General features: G+C 42.3%; 26 protein-coding genes. 7 read left to right on the top strand and 19 right to left on the bottom strand.

The features are described from left to right. Positions 1 to 106 precede the first annotated feature (106 nt). The 16 genes from B7721_RS09400 to nrdR form a co-directional block, all read right to left on the bottom strand. Positions 107 to 1,090, bottom strand: coding sequence for an acetylxylan esterase (locus tag B7721_RS09400; RefSeq protein WP_084878773.1), 984 nt, complete (start codon positions 1,088 to 1,090; stop codon positions 107 to 109). 469 nt (positions 1,091 to 1,559) lie between these two features. Next, positions 1,560 to 3,605, bottom strand: a complete 2,046-nt coding sequence (recG, locus tag B7721_RS09415) for an ATP-dependent DNA helicase RecG (RefSeq protein WP_275655518.1) — start codon at positions 3,603 to 3,605, stop codon at positions 1,560 to 1,562. Next, positions 3,596 to 4,699: an alanine racemase gene (gene alr, locus B7721_RS09420; protein WP_084878778.1), complete on the bottom strand. Its 1,104-nt coding sequence runs from the start codon at positions 4,697 to 4,699 to the stop codon at positions 3,596 to 3,598. The genes recG and alr overlap by 10 nt, the downstream gene beginning before the upstream one ends. Further along, a complete protein-coding gene (gene acpS, locus B7721_RS09425) occupies positions 4,689 to 5,051 on the bottom strand; it encodes a holo-ACP synthase (RefSeq protein ID WP_008293557.1) in 363 nt (120 codons plus the stop codon). The genes alr and acpS overlap by 11 nt, the downstream gene beginning before the upstream one ends. A gap of 44 nt (positions 5,052 to 5,095) precedes the next feature. Then, on the bottom strand, positions 5,096 to 6,127 hold the full coding sequence (locus B7721_RS09430) for a 3-deoxy-7-phosphoheptulonate synthase (RefSeq protein WP_049478699.1): 1,032 nt from the start codon (positions 6,125 to 6,127) through the stop codon (positions 5,096 to 5,098). A 1-nt stretch (position 6,128) separates the two neighbouring features. Further along, positions 6,129 to 7,160 carry a 3-deoxy-7-phosphoheptulonate synthase gene (locus B7721_RS09435; protein WP_070568337.1) on the bottom strand — a complete coding sequence of 344 codons (1,032 nt, stop codon included), beginning with the start codon at positions 7,158 to 7,160 and terminating at the stop codon, positions 6,129 to 6,131. 79 nt (positions 7,161 to 7,239) lie between these two features. Continuing rightward, on the bottom strand, positions 7,240 to 9,753 hold the full coding sequence (gene secA, locus B7721_RS09440; protein ID WP_001284115.1) for a preprotein translocase subunit SecA: 2,514 nt from the start codon (positions 9,751 to 9,753) through the stop codon (positions 7,240 to 7,242). 89 nt (positions 9,754 to 9,842) lie between these two features. Continuing rightward, positions 9,843 to 10,640, bottom strand: coding sequence for a DNA alkylation repair protein (locus B7721_RS09445; RefSeq protein WP_084878779.1), 798 nt, complete (start codon positions 10,638 to 10,640; stop codon positions 9,843 to 9,845). Between the two features lie 140 nt (positions 10,641 to 10,780). Continuing rightward, a complete protein-coding gene (locus B7721_RS09450; protein WP_071851264.1) occupies positions 10,781 to 11,071 on the bottom strand; it encodes a hypothetical protein in 291 nt (96 codons plus the stop codon). Positions 11,072 to 11,203: 132 nt separating this feature from the next. Continuing rightward, positions 11,204 to 11,800, bottom strand: a complete 597-nt coding sequence (locus B7721_RS09455; RefSeq protein WP_000812473.1) for a LemA family protein — start codon at positions 11,798 to 11,800, stop codon at positions 11,204 to 11,206. A gap of 160 nt (positions 11,801 to 11,960) precedes the next feature. Beyond that, complete coding sequence (locus B7721_RS09460; protein ID WP_084878781.1) at positions 11,961 to 12,812, bottom strand: TPM domain-containing protein; 852 nt, start codon at positions 12,810 to 12,812, stop codon at positions 11,961 to 11,963. A 227-nt stretch (positions 12,813 to 13,039) separates the two neighbouring features. Further along, positions 13,040 to 14,350 (bottom strand): ribosome biogenesis GTPase Der, encoded by a 1,311-nt coding sequence (der, locus tag B7721_RS09465; protein WP_084878782.1) that lies wholly within the window; start codon positions 14,348 to 14,350, stop codon positions 13,040 to 13,042. A 13-nt stretch (positions 14,351 to 14,363) separates the two neighbouring features. Next, on the bottom strand, positions 14,364 to 15,077 hold the full coding sequence (locus tag B7721_RS09470; protein ID WP_084878784.1) for an NADPH-dependent oxidoreductase: 714 nt from the start codon (positions 15,075 to 15,077) through the stop codon (positions 14,364 to 14,366). Continuing rightward, a complete protein-coding gene (dnaI, locus tag B7721_RS09475) occupies positions 15,074 to 15,970 on the bottom strand; it encodes a primosomal protein DnaI (RefSeq protein ID WP_084878785.1) in 897 nt (298 codons plus the stop codon). The genes B7721_RS09470 and dnaI overlap by 4 nt, the downstream gene beginning before the upstream one ends. Then, positions 15,971 to 17,134, bottom strand: a complete 1,164-nt coding sequence (locus tag B7721_RS09480; protein ID WP_084878787.1) for a DnaD domain protein — start codon at positions 17,132 to 17,134, stop codon at positions 15,971 to 15,973. It lies immediately after the preceding gene. Beyond that, positions 17,135 to 17,608: a transcriptional regulator NrdR gene (nrdR, locus tag B7721_RS09485; protein WP_001203678.1), complete on the bottom strand. Its 474-nt coding sequence runs from the start codon at positions 17,606 to 17,608 to the stop codon at positions 17,135 to 17,137. A 140-nt stretch (positions 17,609 to 17,748) separates the two neighbouring features. Between nrdR and B7721_RS09490 the strand changes: the two genes are divergently transcribed. Genes B7721_RS09490 through B7721_RS09500 form a run of 3 tightly spaced genes read left to right on the top strand, consistent with a single transcriptional unit; the run spans position 17,749 to position 19,558 of the window. Further along, positions 17,749 to 18,114 carry a GntR family transcriptional regulator gene (locus tag B7721_RS09490; RefSeq protein ID WP_000119117.1) on the top strand — a complete coding sequence of 122 codons (366 nt, stop codon included), beginning with the start codon at positions 17,749 to 17,751 and terminating at the stop codon, positions 18,112 to 18,114. 4 nt (positions 18,115 to 18,118) lie between these two features. Beyond that, on the top strand, positions 18,119 to 18,814 hold the full coding sequence (locus B7721_RS09495; protein WP_000173188.1) for an ABC transporter ATP-binding protein: 696 nt from the start codon (positions 18,119 to 18,121) through the stop codon (positions 18,812 to 18,814). A gap of 15 nt (positions 18,815 to 18,829) precedes the next feature. Further along, positions 18,830 to 19,558 carry a hypothetical protein gene (locus B7721_RS09500; RefSeq protein ID WP_084878788.1) on the top strand — a complete coding sequence of 243 codons (729 nt, stop codon included), beginning with the start codon at positions 18,830 to 18,832 and terminating at the stop codon, positions 19,556 to 19,558. Between the two features lie 31 nt (positions 19,559 to 19,589). Here the strand turns inward: B7721_RS09500 and B7721_RS09505 are convergent, their stop codons facing one another. Together B7721_RS09505 and B7721_RS09510 are read right to left on the bottom strand one after the other, a co-directional pair. Further along, on the bottom strand, positions 19,590 to 20,285 hold the full coding sequence (locus tag B7721_RS09505) for an LrgB family protein (protein ID WP_084878790.1): 696 nt from the start codon (positions 20,283 to 20,285) through the stop codon (positions 19,590 to 19,592). Next, the gene (locus B7721_RS09510) at positions 20,282 to 20,656 is read right to left on the bottom strand and encodes a CidA/LrgA family protein (protein WP_000781325.1); all 375 of its coding nucleotides are present in this window, start codon (positions 20,654 to 20,656) and stop codon (positions 20,282 to 20,284) included. The genes B7721_RS09505 and B7721_RS09510 overlap by 4 nt, the downstream gene beginning before the upstream one ends. Before the next feature lie 195 nt (positions 20,657 to 20,851). Here B7721_RS09510 and B7721_RS09515 point away from each other — a divergent pair, with 195 nt between their 5' ends. The 3 genes from B7721_RS09515 (at position 20,852) to trxA (ending at position 21,884) form a co-directional block, all read left to right on the top strand. Further along, positions 20,852 to 21,232 carry a MarR family winged helix-turn-helix transcriptional regulator gene (locus tag B7721_RS09515; RefSeq protein ID WP_044020363.1) on the top strand — a complete coding sequence of 127 codons (381 nt, stop codon included), beginning with the start codon at positions 20,852 to 20,854 and terminating at the stop codon, positions 21,230 to 21,232. A 100-nt stretch (positions 21,233 to 21,332) separates the two neighbouring features. Then, complete coding sequence (locus tag B7721_RS09520) at positions 21,333 to 21,554, top strand: DUF4649 family protein (RefSeq protein ID WP_000570263.1); 222 nt, start codon at positions 21,333 to 21,335, stop codon at positions 21,552 to 21,554. Positions 21,555 to 21,569: 15 nt separating this feature from the next. Then, positions 21,570 to 21,884 (top strand): thioredoxin, encoded by a 315-nt coding sequence (gene trxA / locus B7721_RS09525; RefSeq protein WP_001029581.1) that lies wholly within the window; start codon positions 21,570 to 21,572, stop codon positions 21,882 to 21,884. Positions 21,885 to 21,980: 96 nt separating this feature from the next. On the opposite strand, the gene B7721_RS09530 is transcribed toward trxA, so the two are convergent. Then, positions 21,981 to 22,649: an MIP/aquaporin family protein gene (locus tag B7721_RS09530; RefSeq protein ID WP_084878792.1), complete on the bottom strand. Its 669-nt coding sequence runs from the start codon at positions 22,647 to 22,649 to the stop codon at positions 21,981 to 21,983. A 296-nt stretch (positions 22,650 to 22,945) separates the two neighbouring features. Here B7721_RS09530 and B7721_RS09535 point away from each other — a divergent pair, with 296 nt between their 5' ends. Next, on the top strand, positions 22,946 to 23,926 hold the full coding sequence (locus tag B7721_RS09535; protein ID WP_084878793.1) for a hypothetical protein: 981 nt from the start codon (positions 22,946 to 22,948) through the stop codon (positions 23,924 to 23,926). Positions 23,927 to 23,997 lie beyond the last annotated feature (71 nt).

Below are 23,997 nucleotides of genomic sequence, written 5' to 3' on the forward strand. Positions count from 1 at the left end.
CTACAGAATAGATTTTACTTTTAAGAATATTTTAATATTTTAAATTTTCTAAAAGTACTTTCAGGTTTTGGACATAAAAAAGAGAGCTCCTGGGCTCTCTCATTCATTATCTTACGTACTTAATAAAAGGAATCTCACTGCCACAGAGCCAGTTATAGACTTGGTCATTGACAAAAACATTCATGGCTTCGTGAGCATACTCAGGCATGATGCGATAGGCCTTGTCGCAAGTTAGACGGTTGTAAATAGCAAACTGGGTAATAGGATAGCAGACATCGTCATCCAAGCCCGTAATCATCTTGACCTCACCTTGAATGCGATGGGCAAGATTTTTCACATCGATATAAGCAAGGGTCGCCATGATGTCTTCCTCTGTTTCATGGAAGGGATCGTGGAACTTGAAATAACGGAAGAGTTCATCATAGGCTTCACTGGTATTGCCAATCTCAAGTACCCGTCTAAAGTCTGACAAGAAAGGATAGATGGCAACTGTTTTCTGAATCCGAGGATTGAGCGCTGCTGCAACCAGGGCTAAAGCACCGCCTTGTGAGGCACCATAACTAGAAAGTCGCTTCTCATCAATCTCAGGTAGACTAGCAACAATTTCAATCAACTGATAAATATCCAGATAAACATCCTTATAAAAGAGATGCTCCCGACCTTCCACAGCACCACGGATGATATGCCCCTTCACCGTATTTCCTAGTGGAGAGCGCAAGCCATCTTGCGAATAACCTGACTGTCCACGGACATCCATAGAAACAACACCGTAACCAGCCACAGTATAGGCTAGCATGTCAGCCCAATCCCAACCACGGCCCATGTACCCATGGAAATGGAAGATTAGCGGAACCTTCTCCTCAGTCTTTGGAAGGACGACGCGAGCGTAGACCTTGCCTTCATTAGTTCCTTCAAAGGTTAGCTCATAGCACTTGACTTGGGGAATATGGAAATCTCTTTCCTCCAACTGGTAGGCTGGAAGTGTGGATACTTTTTTGACTTCCTCATCCCAGAAAGCATCAAAATCTTCTGGAACTTCATCCCGTCCTAGATAGGTCTTGATTTCTTCTAACAAAGCTGGATTTTTCATAGCATGCTCCTTTAGTTTTGTAATCGCTATCATAACTCTAGCATATCTAGGAAGGCAATGCAAGAAAGAACGGTAAACAGAAAGTGAATTTAGATTCTCTTTCCTCAAACCTATCGCCTGAAAGTAGTTTTAAAAATAAAAAGAGCGTTTCCGCTCTCTGTGTATCAATAGATGCTAGCTCCTTTCTCTAGTTTGACGGTTTGGAATTTCTTTTGGTAGGTTACTTTAATAGTCATGTGAGAGTCCTCGTTTCTTTTTGATGACTCTAGTATAAGGACCAAACCTAAAAGCTAGCTTAAGTTTTCCTTAGAGAAAGCTTATACTCAATGAAAATCAAAGAGCAAACTAGGAAACTAGCCGTAGGTTGCTCAAAGCACTGCTTTGAGGTTGTAGATAAGACTGACGAAGTCAGTTACATATATAATCCAAGGCGACGTTGACGTGGTTTAAATTTGATTTTCGAAGAGTATTAATCTAGATGTTCTTTCTTTTCCAGATGGAGAGCAATCATGCGCCATTCTGGATCCTCTTGCCAACCTTCTATAGAACTAATGTAGCTGGCAACCTTTCTGGCTTCTTCTAAAATCGGAAAATCTTCGATAATATCAGCCACTTGAAACTCTGGCAGTCCTGACTGTCTGGTTCCAAAAATCTCTCCAGAACCACGCATTTTCAAATCTTCCTCCGCAAGGACAAATCCATTGGAAGTTTCTGTCATGATACGCATGCGATCTTTCCCAGAGTCCGTCTTAGGATTAGCCACGAGAACAGCATAGGACTGCTTGTCCCCCCGACCAACACGGCCTCTGAGCTGGTGAAGCTGACTGAGACCGAACCGGTCAGCATCCATGATAATCATGACGGTCGCATTGGGAACATTAACCCCAACCTCAATAACCGTTGTCGAAACCAGAATATCCGTTTTTCGCTCTTTGAAATCCTGCATGATCTGGTCTTTTTCGTCACTCTTCATCTTACCATGTAAAAGAGCTACTTCAGCCTTGCGGGCAAAATGAGCTGTCAACTCCTCTGATAAGGCAATGGCATTTTTCAAATCCAGAGCTTCAGATTCTTCAATCAAAGGAGAGATGACATAGGCTTGCGAACCTTTTTGGATTTCCCCCTCTAACCAAGTCAAGACCTGAGGCAGCTGCTCATGCTTAATCCAGCGCGTCACAATCGGCTTCCGACCTGCTGGCATCTGGTCAATAATGGAAACATCCATATCTCCAAAGGCTGTGATAGCCAGTGTTCGCGGAATGGGCGTCGCTGTCATCATGAGAACGTCAGGATTGTTCCCTTTTTCCCGTAAAATACGCCTTTGGCCCACACCAAAACGGTGCTGCTCATCGATGATAATCAAACCAAGACGAGCATAATCAACCCCATCCTGTATCAGAGCGTGGGTTCCGATAATCAAATCAGCCTCACCCTTGGCAATGGTCTCCAAGACTGCTCTCTTTTCTGCAGCTTTTAAGGAACCTGTCAAGAGAGCCAGTTTCAAGTCTGGAAAGAGGCTGTGTAGACTGTCAAAGTGTTGCTCCGCAAGAATTTCTGTTGGCACCATGAGAGCAGCCTGGTAGCCAGCCGTCACCGCCGCAAACAAGGCCAAGCCAGCGACGACTGTTTTTCCGCTCCCCACATCCCCTTGTAGGAGACGATTCATGTGGTGGTCGGACTTCATGTCGGTCAAAATCTCCTGCAAACTCTTTTCCTGAGCTTGGGTCAGGGTAAAAGGAAGACTTTCTTTAACGGCTGTCACTTTTTCCTGAGACCAATTCAGAACCAGACCGCTTCCCTGAACTCTATTTTCAGACTTGAGTATCTGCAACTGCATTTGGAAGTAAAAGAGTTCCTCAAACTTGATCCGACGAAGGGCCTGCTTGTATTCTGCCAAATTCTTAGGAAAATGCATAGCGCGAACAGCCTGGCAACGGGACATGAGTTTGTATTTATCCAGCAAAGACTGGGGGAGATTTTCCTCTATCAAGAGATCCAATCCCTGATCAAAGGCTGTCTTAATGACCTTGACCAGACTGGCCTGACTGATTCCTTGAGCCAGACGATAGACAGGTTGGAGGTCATCTTCCACCTGAGCCAGAACCTTCATCCCAGTCAAACTGGCCTTGGCACGGTCCCATTTCCCAAAGACAGCAAGAGTTGCTCCCAATTCTATCTTATCAGCCAGATAGGGCTGGTTAAAGAAATTCACTGCAAAAACGACTTCTCCCTGCTTGAGGCTAAAGCGCAGACGATTCCGCTTAAAACCATAATACTGGACACTAGCAGGAGTTACTACCTGACCAGAAAGAACAGCCTTTTCACCATCTTCCAGCTCTAGGACCTGCTTGGTCTTGAAATCTTCATAACGAAAAGGAAAGTAGAGCAAGAGGTCTTGCAAGTTTTCAATTCCTAGTTTGGCGTATTTCTCAGCTGACTTTGGTCCCACACCAGGTAAGACATGCAAGGGTTGATGTAGATTCATGCTCCACTCCTTTCTTTGGTTTAATGATATTCTCTCGGAATGCGGTCGCTGAGGAGACAAACCACCTCATAGTTAATAGTGCCGCGGTAGGTAGCTACCTGAGTAGCTGTGATTTCTTTGTCGCCGTTAGAACCAATTAATGTTACTTTTGTTCCTAGTGGGTAAACCTTAGGCAGCCTAATAGTGATTTGGTCCATAGATACTCGTCCGACGATTGGGCAAGCTTGGCCATCTACCAAGACAGAGAAATTCTGCATATCACGTGTCCAACCATCCGCATAACCGATTGGCACCGTCGCAATGACTTGTTCACTATCCGCCTGATAGGTCGCTCCATAGCCTATGCAAGCTCCAGCTGGAACTGTCTTGACATGAACCAGGGCAGACTCCAAGGTCAAGGCTGGTGTCAAATCATAGGGTAAGTCCAAGACCTCTCCACTTGGATTGAGACCATACATGGCGTCTCCCATACGGACTGCATTGAAAATAGTCTCTGCATGCCAGAGGGTCGTTGCCGAATTGCTGGCATGAACCAGTTCTGGAACTTCCTTCATATTTGCCAAAATAGCTTTAAATCGTTCTAACTGGGTATTAAAATAGGCATCTGCTTCTTCATCTGCAGTCGCAAAGTGGGTAAAAATCCCCTCAACGCGAGCACCGTATTGTTGGAGCAAGGCTTGAGCCTGCTCTGCCTCACTGGCTTCTCTAAAACCAATTCGTCCCATTCCTGAGTCAATCTTGAGGTGAACCGATAAGTCAGCTAGATCAGCACCAGTAGCTAAGAGTTCTTGAATCCACTCCAGTCCAGCTACCGTCAAGGTGATATCGTATTCTTTAGCTAGGGAAACAGCTTCTAGCTCAGAAACTCCTAAGATAAGGATTTTCTTGCTGAGTCCAGCCTGACGAAGTTCGATGGCTTCATCAATATTGGAAACACAAAATCCATCAACATCGTCCTGAATCGCCATCGCAACGGCAATAGCTCCATGACCATAAGCATTGGCCTTGACCACTGCCCACTTGAGCGTTCCTTCAGGGATATGAGCTCCCATTCGCTGAATATTTTGTCGAATAGCTCCCAGATATATCAGAGCCTTGGTTGGTCTATGTGGACTAGCTTTCATGATTTTCCTCCAAAATGACACTGGCTGTCACAAACTGATCTGTATGGCTGATAGATAGCCAAATCTTTCCTGAAAATGGTGCCTGACTAAAATAAGGAGCCCCTCGTTCATTGTTCAAAACTTCCAAATCCTGAAAGGTCAGTTTGCCAATACCAGTTCCCATAGCCTTGGAAAAGGCCTCCTTAGCCGACCAACGGCCTGCCAAGTATTCGATCTGTCTACGCCCTTTGAGACTGGTAAAGCGCTCCAATTCTTTAGGGGTCAGCACGCGCTTAGCAAAGCCCTCACGTCGTGTAACTGCGTTTTCTATCGAAGCCAATTCTTCGATGTCAATTCCGTGTCCAACTATCATACTCATAAAAGGAGCTGAGATTCCCCCAACTCCATCCTTTTCACTTATTTTGTTAAGGTAGTATAAATTTCTTCTACCAAGGCTACTGTATTTTCCCAACCTAGACAAGGGTCAGTTATAGAGCAACCAAAGACCTCTGGTTGATTTTGGCGACCATCTGCTAGGTAAGATTCGATCATAAAGCCTCGAACCGTCTTTTTAATCTTTTCATTCCAGTCACGATTCAGCAAGGCTTGGCGAACAATGCGAATTTGTTCCATATACTGCTTGCCTGAATTGTCATGATTGGTATCGATGATAATGAAGGGATTTTCAAGTCCCATGGTCTCATAACGATTGATGGCATTTAAGAGGGTTTCATAGTAGAAATTGGGTTCATTTTTACCATATTCGTTCATGGCGCCACGAAGGATAACATGGGCCAAAGGATTTCCCGAAGTTTCCACTTCTTGACCGTGGTAAAGGAAGGTTTGCTTGTTTTGAGCTGCATAGATAGCATTAAACATAACCCCAAGGTTCCCAGATGTTGGATTTTTCATCCCAACTGGAGCATCAATCCCAGACGCTACAAAACGGTGTTCCTGGTCTTCTACTGAACGAGCCCCTACAGCATGGTAGCTGACTAGATCATCGATCAAAACGAGATTTGACGGATAAAGCATCTCATCAGCTGTCGTCAAGCCCGTCTCCGTAATCACACGGTAGTGCAGCTGACGAACAGCTTGTATGCCATTAATCAAGCTTGGAGCTTTAGAAGTATCCGGCTGATGAACCAAACCCTTATAGCCATCTCCATTGGTACGAGGTTTAGCCGTATAGACACGCATCACAATAAAGATTTTATCTGCAACTTTTTTCTGTAAGTCTGCTAAACGACGAGCATATTCGAGCACAGCTTCTTCATTGTCTGAAGAACACGGTCCCATCACCAAAAGGATTCGGTCGTCCTCACCCGAGATGATGGCTGCCAGCTCTCTATCGCGGGCTTCTTTCTTTCGCAAGGCTTCAGGTGACAACTGGGTCGCAGCCTTGATTGCTTCAATATCAATTTCTTGACCTTTTTCGATAAATGCCATCTTACTCTCCTAGCGTTTGGTAAATTTCGCGAACAAGTGCTTCTGTGTTGTCCCAGCCTAGACACGGATCTGTAATGGACTTACCAAAAACTTCTGGCTCATTTTGACGTCCATCTTCCAGATAGGACTCAATCATAAAACCACGAACGTATTTTTTGATTTTCTCATTCCAGTCACGGTTAATCAAGGTCTGACGAACGATACGGATTTGATCCATGTACTGCTTGCCTGAATTGTCATGATTGGTATCGATGATGATAAATGGATTTTCCAAGCCCATCTTTTCATACTGATCAATGGTATCCATCAAATTGTCATAGTAGTAGTTGGGAATATTTTTCCCGTATTCATTCAAGGCACCGCGAAGAATGGCGTGGGACAATGGATTCCCCGTTGTTTCCACCTCTTTACCGAGGAAAAGGAAACTCTGTTTATTTTGCGCTGCGTAAATCCCGTTAAACATAACATTGAGATTTCCAGATGTGGGATTTTTAAATCCTGTTGAAAAATCTGCTCCGCTCGCTACAAAACGGTGCTGTTGATCCTCTACAGAACGAGCTCCAACAGCCATATAAGAAATCAAATCATCCACCAGTGGAAGATTTTCAGGATAAAGCATCTCATCAGCTGTTGTTATTCCCGTCTCGGTAATCACACGGTAGTGCAGTTGGCGAACAGCCTTGATTCCATTAATCAAGCTAGGAGCTTCTGTCGCATTTGGTTGATGAATCAAGCCTTTATAGCCATCTCCATTGGTACGAGGTTTAGCTGTATAGACACGCATGACCATAAAAATACGGTCTTTAACCTCTTCTTGCAAAGCAGATAGACGCTTGGCATACTCGAGAACCGCCTCTTCGTTATCAGATGAACATGGTCCAATCACCAAGAGAATACGCTGGTCTTCCCCACGGATGATGGCTTCCAATTCCTGATCACGTTGATTTTTTCTCGCAAGAGCCGCTCCCTCTAATTTAGACAAGGCGCGAACTTCTTCAATGTTAATTTTAGGACTTTTAGCTTTAAATACCATGATTCATCTCCTTATAAAGCAAACGGACACCAAGCAAAAAATGATTTTTACCAGGTATCCGCCTGTATCTTATCTCATATTATTGTCTCTTACCATGACAGTTCTTGAATTTCTTACCTGATCCACATGGGCATTGGTCGTTTCGTCCGATTTGGCTCAAGTCCAAATCTTCTGGAAGGCTTGCCTGCTGCGCTGCGATATTACGAGTCGCAGTTGTACTGATATTGTGTTCAGTTTGCGGACGTTCTTGTTCATGGATTTGTGCTTTCATCATCAAGCGGGTCACATCGAATTCAATCGATCCAATCATGTCATTAAACATGCGGAAACCTTCTGCTTGATATTCTACAACAGGGTTGTTTTGGGCATATCCACGAAGACCAACAGCATTTCGCAACTGGTCAAGAGCATCAATATGGTCTGTCCACTTGTTGTCTACAACACGTAGAATCAAGACTTTTTGGAATTCTTTCACTGCATCTTCGTCACGAAGCTTAGCAACTTGGCTGTCATAGACTTTCAAGGCACGTTGGAAAAGTTCATCTTTGATAGCTTGGTCTGACAAACCTGCAAGGTCTGAACGGCTAATTGAATCTTCTGGAAGCAAGTTATACTTAGCGAAGTTCAAGATTGCTTCCAATTTTTCATCTTCTTTCGAACGAGCATGTGCATCCACGATACGTCCAATGGTACGACGGATCATAGCATGGATTTCTGGTGCCAAGTCACGGTCTGCAGTAATGACATCATAACGTTGTGCATAGATGATTTCACGTTGTTCACGCATAACGTCGTCATATTGAAGGACTTGTTTACGAGTGTCGTAGTTGTTTCCTTCGACACGTTTTTGAGCTGCTTCAACTTGACGCGTTAACATGCGAGATTCGATGGCTTCGTCAGACATGTTGAGACGTTCAAAGACACCTTTCAAACGTTCTGAACCGAAACGTTTCATCAAATCATCTTCAAGAGACAAGTAGAATTGTGACTCACCTGGGTCTCCTTGACGTCCTGAACGTCCACGAAGCTGATTATCAATACGGCGACTTTCGTGACGCTCTGTACCAATGACGCAAAGACCGCCAAGTTCACGAACTCCTTCACCAAGCTTGATGTCGGTACCACGACCGGCCATGTTGGTTGCGATGGTAACGGCACCACGTTGACCAGCGTTCATGATGATTTGCGCTTCTCTGTAGTGGTTCTTCGCATTCAAGACTTCGTGAGGAACACCTGCTGCTACCAATTTCTTAGAAAGGAAGTCACTCGTTTCAACGGCAACTGTACCTACCAAGACCGGCTGACCTTTTTGGTAACGAGCTTTTACATCTTCAACAACAGCCTTAAATTTCGCATCAAGACTTGCATAGAGAAGGTCTGAGTGGTCGATACGTTGAATTGGACGGTTGGTTGGGATTGGGATAACACGAATGTTGTAAATTTCGCGGAATTCTTCTTCTTCTGTTTTACCAGTACCTGTCATACCTGCCAATTTCTTATACATACGGAAGAGGTTTTGGTAGGTAATAGAAGCTGAAGTCTTAGTCTCATCTTGGATTGGCACACCTTCTTTTGCTTCAATCGCTTGGTGCAAACCATCAGAGTAACGACGACCTTCCATGGTACGACCTGTAAATTGGTCGACAATCAAGATTTCCTGCTCTTCACTAACCACATAGTCGATATCGAGAATCATGATATAGTTAGCACGGAGGGCATTGTCGATAAAGTGAGTAAGAGCTACATTTTCAATGTCGTAGAGATTTTCTAGTTTGAAGTAGCTTTCAGCCTTGTCAATACCAGAGTCTGACAAACCGATCGTCTTAGACTGAACGTCAATGATATAGTCATCCTTGTCCAAGGACTTCACGAAGTGGTCCGCCATATGGTAGAGTTGGCTTGTTTCAACTGCATTGGCACCTGAAACAATCAATGGTGTACGAGCTTCGTCGATCAAAATCGAGTCAACCTCATCGACCAAGGCATAGTTTAGTGGACGTTGCACCATGTTTTCTGCACGAACGACCATATTGTCACGAAGGTAGTCGAAACCAATCTCTGAGTTGGTTGAGTAGGTAATATCACAAAGATAAGCTTCTTTTTTCTCCATCGGAGATTTAGCTGCCAAGTTGATCCCTACTGACAAACCGAGCCATGAGTACAATTCACCCATTTCAGTCGCGTCACGTTCTGTTAGGTATTCGTTGACTGTAACTACGTGAACTCCTTTACCTGCAAGGGCATTGAGGTACACTGGCATGGTCGCTGTCAAGGTCTTCCCTTCACCGGTACGCATCTCTGGAACGTCACCATGGTGAAGAACAATCCCACCCATGACCTGAACCTTATAAGGGAAAAGCCCAAGGACACGTTTTGCAGCTTCGCGAACTACCGCAAAAGCCTCATATAGCAATGAATCAAGTGATTCACCCTTATTGTATCGTTCTTTAAATTCGTCAGTTTTCGCTTTTAGTTCTTCGTCTGACATTGCAGCCATTTGGCTCTCATAGTTAAGAACCTTATCAGCCATCTTTTCCAGACGACGAAGTTCTCCTTTATCATTTTCAATAATCGTTTTTAAAATATTAGCCATGATTTTCCTTACTTTTTATTCTGAATATTTTAGAATGTTCTTTTAATTTTAGCATATTTACCATTATTTTTCAAGAAAGAATCCTTAATTTACAACGGAAAAGGCCAGCCAAAATTCAGCTTTTTTTTGCATAAATCTTCTGTGGCTACCTTTTTGTTTTTTGTTCGAGATGCATGCTTGATGATCCAAGCACAACTTGGACTCAGCTCCTCCTTTTGCCAAGTTTGAAGAATCCTTTCAAACTTATCAGGATCTTCCTTGTACAAATCATTTAGATTATTGGCTACACTTTTTTGAATGGACTTGTCTCTATCATCCTTTAGATTGGTCAGAATAGTGGTAAAATCCTCAAAATAATCCAATACCACGGTTTGTCTCTTAGCCCAAGGCAGACGGATACGCATGCATTCGCTGGCAAGTCTGCGAACGCGCAAATTTTCATCCTGACTCCATTCTAACAGCAAAGCCATTGTATCCTTAGGATAGCGAGCCAGCAAAGGTCTCATAGAAAATTCTCCAGTAAATCGCTTGGTTAGTTCCTTACTAAAGGCCGCGCTCAATTCAAATTCCTTGTCCCCATATAGCTCTACATATTTTCCGATTGGCCAAAGCCAATATCCTTCTGAGAACATACCTAAACCACCCTCTAACTCAGGACCCAAAATTTTCTCAAAAACCTTGAGAGAGTCCTCATAAGATAGGGGAAGACAATCTTTGATACTTTTAGCCAAGAGTTCTTGACGCTGGCTAAACTCCAACTCTTCCAAGTCTTTTTCTACCAACAACCTAAACTTTCGCTCATCAAATGCAGGGGACGCTTCTTTCAACCGTCGACTCAAATCACTAGCATAAGCCAAGTCATAATAATCTTTTACTTTTTTAGCCATTTTTCAAATCCCTTAATCTTCTTTTTACGGGACTTATTATATCATACAGACAGCTGTCAACAAAATTATTTTTATATTTCCAACTATTTTAATAAGAAAAAAAGGACTAGAAGCTAGTCTAGTCCTTTATTTTTTAATGTTTAATTTCCCAAGAATACAGGCAATATCCCAAAATACCAAAAGAGATTGATCCAGAAGGCCAAGCAAAAGATAATTCCAAAGATGAGAAGACTGATTTTTTTAATCAGCACGGAGTATAGGATGGATAAAACTCCAAAAACTACAAAGAGTTTTTTCATAACGAAATAATATACTGAAACTCCTCCTATTTGCCAATCCCAAGGAAGGAAAAACATGAGGAACCAGAAAAGGCAAATCGTAAAGATATATCTCTTGTAGTGCGCTTCAAGAAAGGCTTTTGTTTTCTCCATAGCAAACCTCCATTCCAGTCACTGTCTCTTCCCTTTTATTATACCAAAAAAACCTGGAAAAGACTTTCCAGGTTTGAGTTTGAAATCACTAGTCATGCTAGAAAAATCACTCTATTCATAGGATGATTCACTTTATTGACTTGATGAAGATGTTCCAAAATCGACCTTAGGAACTGTCTTGGCTTCTTCTGTTTCTTTGAAGGTTTCCGCTTCTTTAAAGTTCATCATATTCGCAAAGAGCACGGTTGGAAAACTTCTCAGTTTTTGATTGTACTCGGCTGCGACCTTGTTATAATCCTTACGTGCTACAAAGATACGATTTTCACTCCCTGAAAGTTCCACCATTAGTTGCTCAACATTTTGATTGCTCTTGAGTTCTGGATAATTCTCCGTCAAGGAAATCAAACGGGAAAGAGCGGAGCTCAATTCTCCCTGAGCCTTTTGATTTTCTTCCGAGGTTACTGAGCTACTACCGATTTTAGCTCTAGCATCCGCAATCTTGGTAAAGACCTCGGTTTCATGATTCATTTGTCCTTTAACGGACTCCACTAAGTTACCAATCAAGTCCGAACGACGTTGGAGGGCTGTCGAAACATCGGCCTGAGCCTGCTCCACCTTAGTCTGTTCACCAACCAGACCATTATAGGTCGTCACTGCGGAACAACTTCCCAGAACTAGTAGTCCAAAGAAAATCGCCACTATTGAGAGAATTACTTTATTTTGTTTCATATCAAAACCTTAACACTTTCTTTTATCAACTTTTCTGAGAAAATACTCAGATTATAAATCAATTTCCCAAACTTTGCTTTTATTTTTAATTAAGGAGTGAACTCTTGCAAAGGAGTCACCTTACTGCATGGAAAAATCGGTTTGAACAATATATGATCACTCACCAGTCATCAGACGAACCACCGCCATCAAAGCCACCGCCGTCCCAGCCTCCAGATGAGTCGGAACCTGAGTCAGACCAAGAGGAACCTGAGTCTGATGAGTCACCGCCCCACCAGCCACCGCCAGAATCATCTCCACGTGAACCGCCACCACGACCACCAAATAGAAATCCGATAATCATCACGATGAAGTAAATGAAAATTCCAAATCCGATAACTCCGTCACTCGAACTGCTTTTTCGATGACGTCGTGAAGAACTGCTCTCACCAGCATACCTTTCCAGTTCCCTTAAGCGACTAGAGTTGGTAGTATAGTCGTAACTACTTTTAGAACTTGAAGCAGTCGTACTCGATCCACTATAGAACATGTAGTTAAGATTATTGACTATTGAGAGAACACCCTTGTTATAGTCACCATTTTTAAAGTAAGGACGTGCTGTTGTCAAGAACCTGTGAGTCTGATAGTCTGTGATTTTACTGGCCACATTATTACTGGTTTCAATCCGTGATTTTCTATCTTGGACTGCTACCACAATCAAGACACCGTGATTGTCTCCCGAGTAGCCAATCTTCCAAGCTCTAGCTGTTTCGTTGGCTACAGTTTCGATTGTTTCTCCATCTAGGCTTTTCACAACGTAAACACCCATCTGGAATTTTTCTGATTTTTTACTATTTGCATTATTCAATTCCCGAATCTGACTTATAGTCTCATCCGTTAGATAGTGATCCGGGTCATAGATCCCGTACTCAGGTTTTTCAGGTGCTGTGAATGCTGACAAGAATAGAAAGACCATCAGCAACCCAAGCAAGCGAACCAACAAACTATGTTTAAATAATCTGCTTTTTTTCATAATAACCTCCCTGATAAAGGAAAATTGATTTAAGGAATTATAGCATTTTGACTTTTACAAAGAAAGTGCATTTTCATTACAAATAGATTACAAAAGCTAGGAAAATGATTGAAATTTGATGACAGATTCTCCTCCAATTTGATAGGTTCTTTTCTCCCCTTTTAGATAGAAAAAAGAAGACTATGAAGCCTTCTTTCAATTTATTTTTATAGGAAAACAAGCAAGACTTACTTGCGTTTTCTTGCAATCAAGTGAATCGGTGTTCCTTCAAAGACGAAGGCCTTGCGGATTTGATTTTCCAAGAAACGCAAGTAAGAGAAGTGCATGAGTTCTTCTTCATTGACAAAGATGACAAAGGTTGGTGGCTTGGTTGCCACTTGGGTTGCGTAGAAAATCTTGAGGCGTTTTCCTTTGTCTGTCGGTGTTGGATTGATAGCAATGGCATCCATAATCACATCGTTCAAGACTGCTGATGGGATACGGGTGTTTTGACTCTCGCTAATTTGCTTGATCATCTCAGGCAGTTTATGGAGACGTTGCTTGGTCAAAGCTGATACAAAGACAATCGGCGCATAAGGCAGATATTGGAACTGCTCACGGATATCCTCTTCCCATTTCTTCATGGTGTGGTTGTCTTTCTCAAGGGTATCCCACTTGTTGATCACGATAATCATCCCTTTACCGGCTTCGTGGGCAAAACCTGCGATACGCTTGTCGTACTCACGAATACCTTCTTCGGCATTGAGGACCATCAAGACCACGTCAGAACGGTCAATAGCACGCATGGCACGCATGACAGAGTATTTCTCCGTATTTTCATAGACTTTACCAGACTTACGCATACCAGCTGTATCAATCATGGTAAACTCTTGTCCATCAGCATCTGTAAAATGGGTATCAATGGCATCACGCGTTGTTCCAGCTACTGGACTAGCAATCACGCGGTCTTCTCCCAAAATAGCGTTAATCAAACTTGATTTTCCAACGTTAGGACGGCCAATCAAGCTAAATTTAATCACGTCTGGATTTTCTTCTTCAACTTCGTGTGGTAGATTTTCCACAATGGCATCCAGCACATCACCCGTACCGATACCGTGGACAGACGAAATTGGCAGCGGTTCGCCCAATCCTAGCGCATAGAAATCAAAAATATCATTTCGCATTTCTGGGTTGTCAACCTTGTTAACGGCAAGGATAACAGGTTTATGGGTTTTATAGAGTTTGCGAGCTACGTACTCGTCCGCATCTGTAATCCCTTCTTTCCCAGAAACTACAAAGACGATGACATCCGCTTCTTCCATAGCGATTTCTGCCTGGTGCTTGATTTGCTCCATGAAGGGAGCATCGACGTCGTCAATCCCTCCAGTATCAATCATACTAAAGGAACGATTGAGCCACTCACCCGTCGCATAGATACGGTCACGTGTCACACCCTCGACATCTTCTACGATTGAGATCCGCTCACCAGCGATCCGATTAAATAGGGTTGATTTCCCAACATTGGGACGTCCCACAATGGCAATAGTTGGTAAGGCCATGTTTTCTCACTTTCTACAATAACTTTTTCTGTTCTAGATTCTTCCGAGTTGAACTAGGTTCGGCTTGACCAAACTGCTCAGCCAAACGTTGACTCCAAGTGGTAGTCGCACGCGCACCCGCATAGTCGGCCTGAACACGGTCATAGGCTTCAATTGCTTCAACTGAGACTTCTTGATACTCTTCTTCAAAAACAAGCTGGTCAAGAGGCAATCTTGGTTTCACATCATGTTTTTGATTCGGCACACCTAGTGCAATACCAAATACAGGATAAGTATAATCAGGAAGCTTGAACAATTCTGCTAACTCAGCAGATTTATAACGCACCAAACCAATAATCACTCCACCATAGCCTAGGCTTTCTGCCGCAAGCAAGGTATTTTGTCCAGCCAAAGCAGCATCCACAGAAGTAATGAGGAGACCTTCCACACCTTGAGGTTGGAAAGTATCGGTATGGAGACGAGCTCCTTTTTCTGCACGGTTTAAATCACCAACAAAGAGCAAGAATGCTGCTGATTGACGAATAGCTTCCTGGGGAACTAGTTCATAAAGAGCATCTTTTTTCTCTTGACTTCTTACTAAAATCACTGAATAAGATTGGAAATTTTTCCAAGTTGAAGCCATTTGGGCAGCTTTCAAAATCTCATTCAAGTGTTCTTGAGGAATCTCTTGCTCCTTAAATCTACGAACTGACGAATGAGCCTGCATTAATTTAATTGTTTCTGTCATCGACGGTTTTCTCCTTCTAATCTTGTTTCTTCAGCTAAATAACGGATTCGTTCCATGAGCCGTCTAGCTTCCCAAGTCTCGTCATTTCCGTTCTTTCCTTTGGCAAAATGTTTTTCCAAATCTTGGAAATTAAAGTTGGAAGTAAAGAAGGTCGGCAAATCTTCCTGCATGCGGTACTGAAGAATGACTTGAAGAATCTCATCACGCACCCAAGGTGTCGACTGCTCTGCACCAATATCATCCAAGACCAGGACCTCTGCTAACTTGATGTCATCCACCAAGGTCTTCACAGATCCTTCACCGATGGCATTTTTCACATCAATGACAAAGCTTGGATAGTGGAGAATCGTCGTTGATGCCCCACGTTTTTCAGATAGGTCATGAGCTAAGGCTGCCATCATGAAACTCTTACCAACACCAAAATCTCCGTAAAGATAGAGGCCTTTTCGGATGCTTGGGTAAAGGTCAACAAAGGCATAGAGTCTCTCAAAAATCGGCAAACGGCCTAGATCATCTAGGTCAATCTGAGCCAATTTCGCTTTCTTAAGGCTTGCTGGTAGATTGATCAACTTGAGACGATTCTTGATTGCAGCCTCTTTTTCAGCCGCGATTAGTTCTGGTGTTTCTTCATAAGACACATCCGCATATCCGTGATTCATAACCAAGATGGGCTTGTAGCCACGCGCTATATAGTCCGCATCCCCACGAAGAAACTTGTCCCGTTCTGTGATATATTGGTTGAACTTGGAGACGCTACGATTCAACTCCTCTGGGCTGAGGGATTCTTTCTGGATAAAAGCCGCTACATCGGGGTCCTTCATAATCTGCTGGACTAGGTCCTGATACTGAAAACGACTTGTCTGACGCTTGATAACGTCGCCAACACTTTCCATCTAGTCTCCTCCTTCTTCTAATCGGGCTAACATTTCTTGTTTTTTACGTTCTAGTTCCAGACGAGTTTCCTCGCTGGTTTGATTCTTGTATTCTGGATTACTCCACTTGGGAACATTTGTCTTAGTCGAGCTAGTTTTCGATTTCTGGTCTTCCTGGCCTTTTTGCTGACGTTCTCGAATCCGAAGCACAGCTTCTTCTGCTGTTCGAATTTTTTGATAAGCATAGTCATTGGCGACTTTCATAGCATATTTTTCATTGACATTGGCCGAATCAACCTTGTTAAAGGTTAAAAGTAAGACGATATTGATGACTTCGTCCAACAAGCCTAAAGATGCCATCTGGTGAAGGAGTTCTCGCTCACTCTGGGTGATGTTCCCCTTACGCGTTTGCTTGATTTCGGCTAAAAAGTGCAGGGGAGTTTTATTTTTGGCTTCCCTGATAATGGTCATTTCTTTGGGGCTAAAGTCAGAAGATGCTGGTTTTTGTGCTATCTTTTCACGCATGCGTTTGACTGAAATAACCTGAGCCACCGCTGTTGCCTTGGCTAATTGATAAGTTTCAAACCAGGTCCATTTTTTTTCATCTGCGATGGCAAACAATTCCAAAACATCCGCCTGCTCGTCTTTAAAACGCAAACCATCTCGAGCCATCAGGCGCTGGAAATGTTCCAAATCAAAATCATTTTTTAACTTGCTTTTAGACTCGCTTGGTGTCACTTCTTCAGTCAGGGTTGGAAAGACTTGGCTCAAAGAAACAGGGAGTGCTTCTCCCTCACTTGGAGTCTGCTTCATAGCAGAAACAGCTGTATCCCCAATCTTTTTCTCCAATAATCTACTATAGACAGAATGACTTAAAAAATCCTGACTGGAAAGGGGAGAATGAAGCTGCAATTCATAGACCTCCCCCTTCTGATAAAGGGTCAACAAATCCAAAGCAGATAAAATTTTAAAGGATTGGAGCAAGGTCGGCATGCCAAAGTTTAAGTGGTTGAGGATATGGGAAAAGAGATGTTCCTTTTGTCCACCATCCCAGAAGGTAATGGCATATAGATAGAGGCTCAGCGCCTCCTGACCGATAATCGGGAGGTAGCACTGCACCAGAGAAGAGGTATCTTGCGACACCCGATTATTCTTTAGAAAAGAAAAACGGTCATTTGGTTTCATCTATTTTTCCTTTTTCTTTTTAGAGGACTGGGTGATCTGCTGGAGAAGGCTCTCCAACTCACTCACATCCTTAAAGCTACGATAAACACTGGCAAAACGAACATAAGTAATCTCATCCAGCTCTGCCAATTCTTCCATGACTAAAGACCCAATATATTCACTTTGGATCTCATTCTCACTGCGACTACGGAGTTTTTGTTCGATACGATTGACCACCATGTTGATTTCATCACTCGACACAGGGCGTTTCTGGGCTGAGCGGATAATCCCATTAAAGATTTTATCTCTTGAAAACTGCTCTCGCGTACCGTCTTTTTTGACGACAACCAGCGTTCTTTCTTCTACTCGTTCATAGGTTGTAAAACGATGCTGACACTCGTCGCACTCACGTCTTCGACGGATGGTATTTCCTTCTTCGGCTTGTCGACTATCAACAACACTAGACTTGGTAGCCCCACATTTTGGACAACGCATGCATTTCCCTCCTTGTCGTTTTCTTTTCATTATACCATTTTTTGAGCGATTCCCAAAACAATTCTTATTTTTACTTGACAAGTTTTTTGTTTTATTGTATTATTTGATTAGAACAACAAAGACAAAGAAAGGAGACTATGATGTCCTGGTCATTTGATAATACAAAACCGATTTATTTACAGATTATGGAAAAAATCAAATTACAGATTGTTTCCCATGAACTGGAACCCAATCAACAGCTCCCAACCGTGAGAGATTTGGCGAGTGAGGCTGGGGTCAATCCCAATACCATTCAGCGCGCCTTGTCTGACCTCGAGCGTGAAGGATTTGTATACAGCAAGCGGACAACTGGTCGTTTTGTCACCGAGGATTTGGACCTCATCCTTCAGTCCCGCAAACAACTTTCCGAGGAGCAACTGCAACAATTCGTCTCTTGCATGCTTCAATTTGGCTACAAAAAAGAAGAACTGCCAAATGTATTAAGCGACTATATTAAAGGAGTTTAAGACTATGACACTACTAGCACTTGAAAATGTAACAAAATCATATGGAGCAACCGCGGCACTTGACAATATCTCACTAGAGATCTCAGCCGGAAAGATTGTCGGGCTCCTTGGACCAAACGGATCCGGAAAAACAACCCTAATCAAACTGATTAATGGTCTCCTTCAACCAAATAAAGGACGTGTCCTCATTAACGGACAGGATCCAAGTCCTGCTACCAAGGCGATCGTTTCCTATCTGCCAGACACAACCTACCTCAATGAAGAGATGAAGGTTAAGGATGCTCTAACCTATTTTAAAACCTTCTATCAGGATTTCAATCTCGAAAGAGCCCAACACCTTTTAGCCGATCTCGGTATTGATGAAAACAGTCGCCTCAAGAAACTATCAAAAGGGAACAAGGAAAAGGTCCAACTCATCCTGGTTATGAGCCGTGAAGCCCGCCTCTACGTTCTGGACGAACCAATCGGAGGCGTGGATCCAGCTGCCCGTGATTATATCCTCAATACCATCATCAATAACTACTCACCAACCTCTACGGTGCTGATTTCAACCCACTTGATTTCAGATATTGAGCCAATCTTGGATGAGATCATCTTCCTCAAAGACGGAAAAGTCGTCCGCCAAGGCAATGTTGATGATATTCGTTACGAGTCAGGTGAATCAATTGACCAGCTCTTCCGCCAGGAATTTAAAGCCTAAGCAAAGGAGATTATTATGTTTTGGAATCTAGTTCGTTATGAATTTAAAAATGTCAATAAATGGTATCTGGCACTCTACGGTGCTGTACTTGCAATTTCAGTTTTGATTGGAGCTTTTATTAACAGTCTTAGCCAGAGTTACAATCCTAACAATGCTGCTTATTTCATCTTCTTTTTAGTACTAGTCTTTGGAGGACTCAGCGTCACTCTTTGGATTGCAACAATCTTTTTAATCATCCGAAGATTCAAGGGGAGTGTTTATGACCGCCAAGGTTACTTGACCTTGACCTTGCCTGTCTCCGAGCACCAAATCATCACCGCAAAACTTTTAGGTGGTCTTGTCTGGTCCATCTTAAGCTATATTGTCTTCATCTTGAGTATATTGATCATCATCTTCTTAACACCAATAGAAAAAGACTTCACTGCCCTCTATAACTTCATTTCCCCTTATCTCAGCTACGGCTGGCTTTATGCCCTATCACTATTTGTCGGATCAATCGCATGGATTCTATCCATTTACCTCTCCATCTCTATCGGACAACTCTTTAACGAATATCGAACAGCTATGGGAATTTTAGCCTATATCGTCATTGCCATCGTCATTGGTTATGTTTCTCTCTTCTTCAGAATTGAAAATGACTTTAACGTGATGGCTAGTACAGAAATCTTGCGCAATCTCTTTTTATCAGCTATCTACTATCTCGGAACCTACTACATCTTGAAAAACAAGGTTAATTTGCAATAAAAAATTCCCAGCTAGAAAGCTGGGTTTTTCTTTAACTCAAGATCAAGCTGGCTACGATGGGACTAACAAATACGTAGAGAATGCCGGTGACTCCGATAGCCAAGCCACCCATGGCTCCTGCTACCGAGCCGTATCGAAAGGCTATTCCCGTTCCGACAGCGTGGCCTGTTCCTCCAAGGGAAAGCCCGACTGCTACCGGATCATCAATTTTCAACCACTTCAAAAGGGTTGGTCCAATCACACTGGTCAAAATCCCAGTGGCCACTACGACGACCAAGGTCACAGTCGTCAAACCCTGCAATTTTTCTGTGATTCCCACTGCCATGGCGGTTGTCACTGACTTAGGAAAGAGAGAAATGGCTAGGAAAAAGTCCATACCAAATATTTTCGCTACTATGGCAGTGAAGCTAGTATTGACAACTACTGCTAGCAGACTACCAAAGAGAATACTCCGAGCATGATGCTTCATCAAGTGAAAACTCTTATAAAGCGGAATCCCTAAAGCCACGGTCGATGGGACAATCAAGTTATTCAGATAAACACCACCTTGGTAATAATCTTGATAAGAAATACCCGTCGCCTTAAGGAAAATAATGATAAAAATGGCTGACAAAAGCAGGGGCGTTGTCAATGGATGGGGAAAACGTCTGTAAATCAACATCCCCACTAGATAAGCTAGAATAGATAATGCAATCCCAAACAGAGGATTGGATACAAATTCACTCATTTGGCATCTCCTTTCTCATAATCTCCCTCAAATCGTCTCTTGATAAACTGAACTACTAGGGCAATAAGGATAATGTTGATGACAGCCGCAAAAAAGACAATCAAGACGATAGGCAAAAGATAAGGAGCAATCACATCAAACTTTTCCATGATACCTACTGCTGGTGGCAAAAAGAGAATAGTCATGTTGGCCAGCAAGAAATTCCCGACCATATTGACATGCCTGGTCCTTAGCCACTTGAACTGTAAGGCTAGAAAGAGAATAATCAAACCGATAATACTGCCTGGGATAGGCAGATGAAAGAAACTAGAAATTCCCTCTCCGATAAGAGAAATCACAAAGAGAATCATTAATTGAACATATAATTTCATTCTAAACTCCACGAAATAGACTTCTTGCATACCAGTTTACTCTTTTTTCAGAAAATTTCAAGGAAACATCGCAATTCTTCTCTCTTGCACGGATTAGTTAAAAGTAGTATAATCATTGCATGCGCAATCATCTTGTGTTGTAGAGACAGTCAGTAATGACTTTGTGATTTTACTTTGAAAAGAAAGGAGAAAACAATGACCTATTTGGAAAAGTGGTTTGACTACAACCGCCGTCAAAAGGAAATGGAAGCCTTGTTGGAAGAAACTATTGCCCAGCAGAGTGAACAAAGGTTGACCTTGAAAGAGTTTTACCTGCTCTACTATCTGGATTTGGCCCAAGAAAAATCTCTACGCCAGATTGATTTACCTGATAAGCTTCATCTCAGTCCAAGCGCTGTTTCTCGAATGGTGGCTCGCCTGGAAGAGAAAAACTGTGGTTTGCTTAGTCGCCGGTGTTGCGATCAGGATAGACGGGCTAGCTTTATCTGCCTGACTGACGAGGGACAGACAACTCTAGCTTACCTGCAAAAGGCTGTCGAAGAAAGACTGGAGACGAGTCTAGATTTCATTTCATAATCAGATTTTCTAAAAAAGTTGCGTGCGCAATCATTTTTCTTGACATTCCTCTTTTCAAGGAGTAAAATAAAGTCAAGATCGAATAACAAAGGAGTTTTATATGATCGAAATTACCTATCTAGACGCCAGCAAGCAAGAGAGAACCATGACTTTCGAGTCTTACCAAGACTTTGAACGTTCTCAACATGCCTGCCTCATCGGCGTTGCTGATTACTACACTGTCCAAAAATTAACCTACAATGGTCATGACTTGGACTACCATGGGACTTATGGAGATGTCTTCTTCTATCTCATGAAACAAGATTTAAGCCAATATAACTAAAAAAGGAGAAATACAATGGCAAAAGCAATTACAGATGCAACATTTGAACAAGAAACAAAAGACGGTTTGGTCTTGGTAGACTTCTGGGCAACTTGGTGTGGCCCATGTCGTATGCAAGGTCCAATCTTGGATAAATTGTCTGAAGAACTTTCAGAAGATGTCTTGAAAATCGTTAAAATGGATGTTGATGAAAATCCAAACACAGCTCGTGCTTTTGGAATCATGTCTATCCCAACCCTTCTCTTCAAAAAAGACGGCCAAGTGGTAAAACAAGTTGCTGGTGTTCACACAGCAGAACAAATCAAGGCTATCGTTGCTGAATTGAGCTAATCACGAAACACTCCCATTCCAAAAGGGAGTGCTTTTTTGTTTGCATAGAAAAAGCCCTGTTCCTCAAGCTGAGGAGCAAGGCTTTTTGAGTTTCAATTATTCTTCTGTTCCAAGGAAGTTTTTCGCAACAAGAGCTGCAAGAACACCACCAACGATTGGGGCAAGGATGAAAATCCATACTTGTTGAAGGGCTGCGCCACCAACCAAGACAGCTGGTGCCAAGCTACGAGCTGGGTTAACTGAAAGTCCAGTAATGTTCAATCCAACAAGGATCATCGCCATCAAGGACAAGCCGATTACCAAACCAGCGATTGCGCCATTGCCCTTGCTTGCTGATGTTACCGTCATGATAACCAAGACAAACAAGAAAGTTGCGATAACTTCAAACAAGAAACCTCCAAAGACAGTGACACCGTTTGCCAAGGCGTTTTCACCAAGGCTAGCAGTTGACATGCCTGAGTTAGACAAGAGGAAGAATACTGCAGCTGATGCAAAGAAAGCTCCAACTACTTGTCCAAGGATGTAGTTTACAAGTTCTGAAGATGACAAACGTTTGTTTACAAACATAGCGATCGAAACGGCTGGGTTCAAGTGAGCACCTGAAACAGTTCCGATTGAGTAAGCTGCGACTACGATTGCCAAACCAAAGGCAAAAGCAATTCCAAGGTGTCCAAGGCCATTAAGACCATTTCCAAAAACAACAGCTCCTGTTCCAATGAACACAAGCATAAATGTACCGATTAATTCAGCAACAAATTTTTTCATGATAAATCTCCTTTTTTCAAACTATGTATTAGTCTATCAAAAGAAGGAAAGGGTTTCAAGAAAATTGACTGGAAAGTTTTTGTAGAAAGCCCATTAGAATTCTAAAAAAGACTACTACAAGAGAAAATGATAAAACTCTATTTCTGCTTATCCTTCAAGAATGTCAGAAGCTTTCAAATACTTGCTTAAAAGAATACATCCCTCAATCATACCTTTTCTAGTAATTCATGCAAAAGAATGAAGAGAATGGTATAATTGATAATATACAATAAATGTTATTGGAAAAGGAGACTACCATGAGAAAAAAGTTTAGGGTTTATTTTCTAACCACTGCTACAATTTTAGCATTTGGCCTCGTCGGCTGTTCATCTAAACCATCAACCACTGCTACAAGCAATACAGAAGGTACTACAAATACAGAGACAACAACCTACCATAAGAAAGATGTAACTGGTCCTGCTGCTTCATTTGACTGGAATGCCAAAGTTGAACCTACCAACTATGAGAGAACCTTTGTTAAAACAAACAGTGGCAGTCAATTTAATAAAACTCTAGATCGCACGAAAGAGGCGGCTGAGAATCTTGAAAAAAAGAAAAAGGAAATTTCGGATCCTAAGGTTCAAACAGCCCTCAAATTAGTGGATGCTGTCTTTGTCAATCAAGAAAATCTTGACCTAGTTGTGAAATCAGCGGGTGCTAGCAATCAAGAAGAGTTATTTGATAAGATTTGGAACGAATATTTAGTCCCTGAGTTAACTAAAATCCGTCCGAATTTTTCAAATGATACCGTCTTTGAATATAAAGGAGAAAAATATCCTCTCAAAATTTATGCACCTATGTTTTTCAAGGTCAACACCAATGCATTAGGAAAAGCAGGTGCCTATACTCTTGAGGACTATAAGATAGAAGGCGACATGGTTTATTTGAAATTTATGTCCCCATCTGTAGATACCTACCAATACGAAGTCAAGGCTACTTATCATGATAACTTCCAAGACTTCTTTCAAGGACTGGTGGAAGAGCAACAAAAGGTTCTTGAAACAGACTATGCTAAAGCTCTAAATATTCGATTTGTTTATCAATTAGCTGCGCTTGATTTTAAAGCTGACAACTACGTAGACCTAGAGGGCATGGATTATTTTGATCGTAACACCCATTACCTTGCCATAAAAGTGGATAATAATGGTGAAGCTAGCCTTGATAATGAAAATCTCGCCAACCTTTTACAAATTAGCATGAAGGCTTCAAACGAGGCCAATAAAGGAAAATTTGAATAAATCTTTAAAGCATAAAAAATCACCTCAAACAGGTGATTTTTGTGTATTCATCTTGTCATTAAAATGTCTTA

Origin of the sequence: Streptococcus oralis subsp. oralis (assembly GCF_002096445.1) — a bacterium.
GTDB lineage: Bacteria > Bacillota > Bacilli > Lactobacillales > Streptococcaceae > Streptococcus > Streptococcus oralis_N.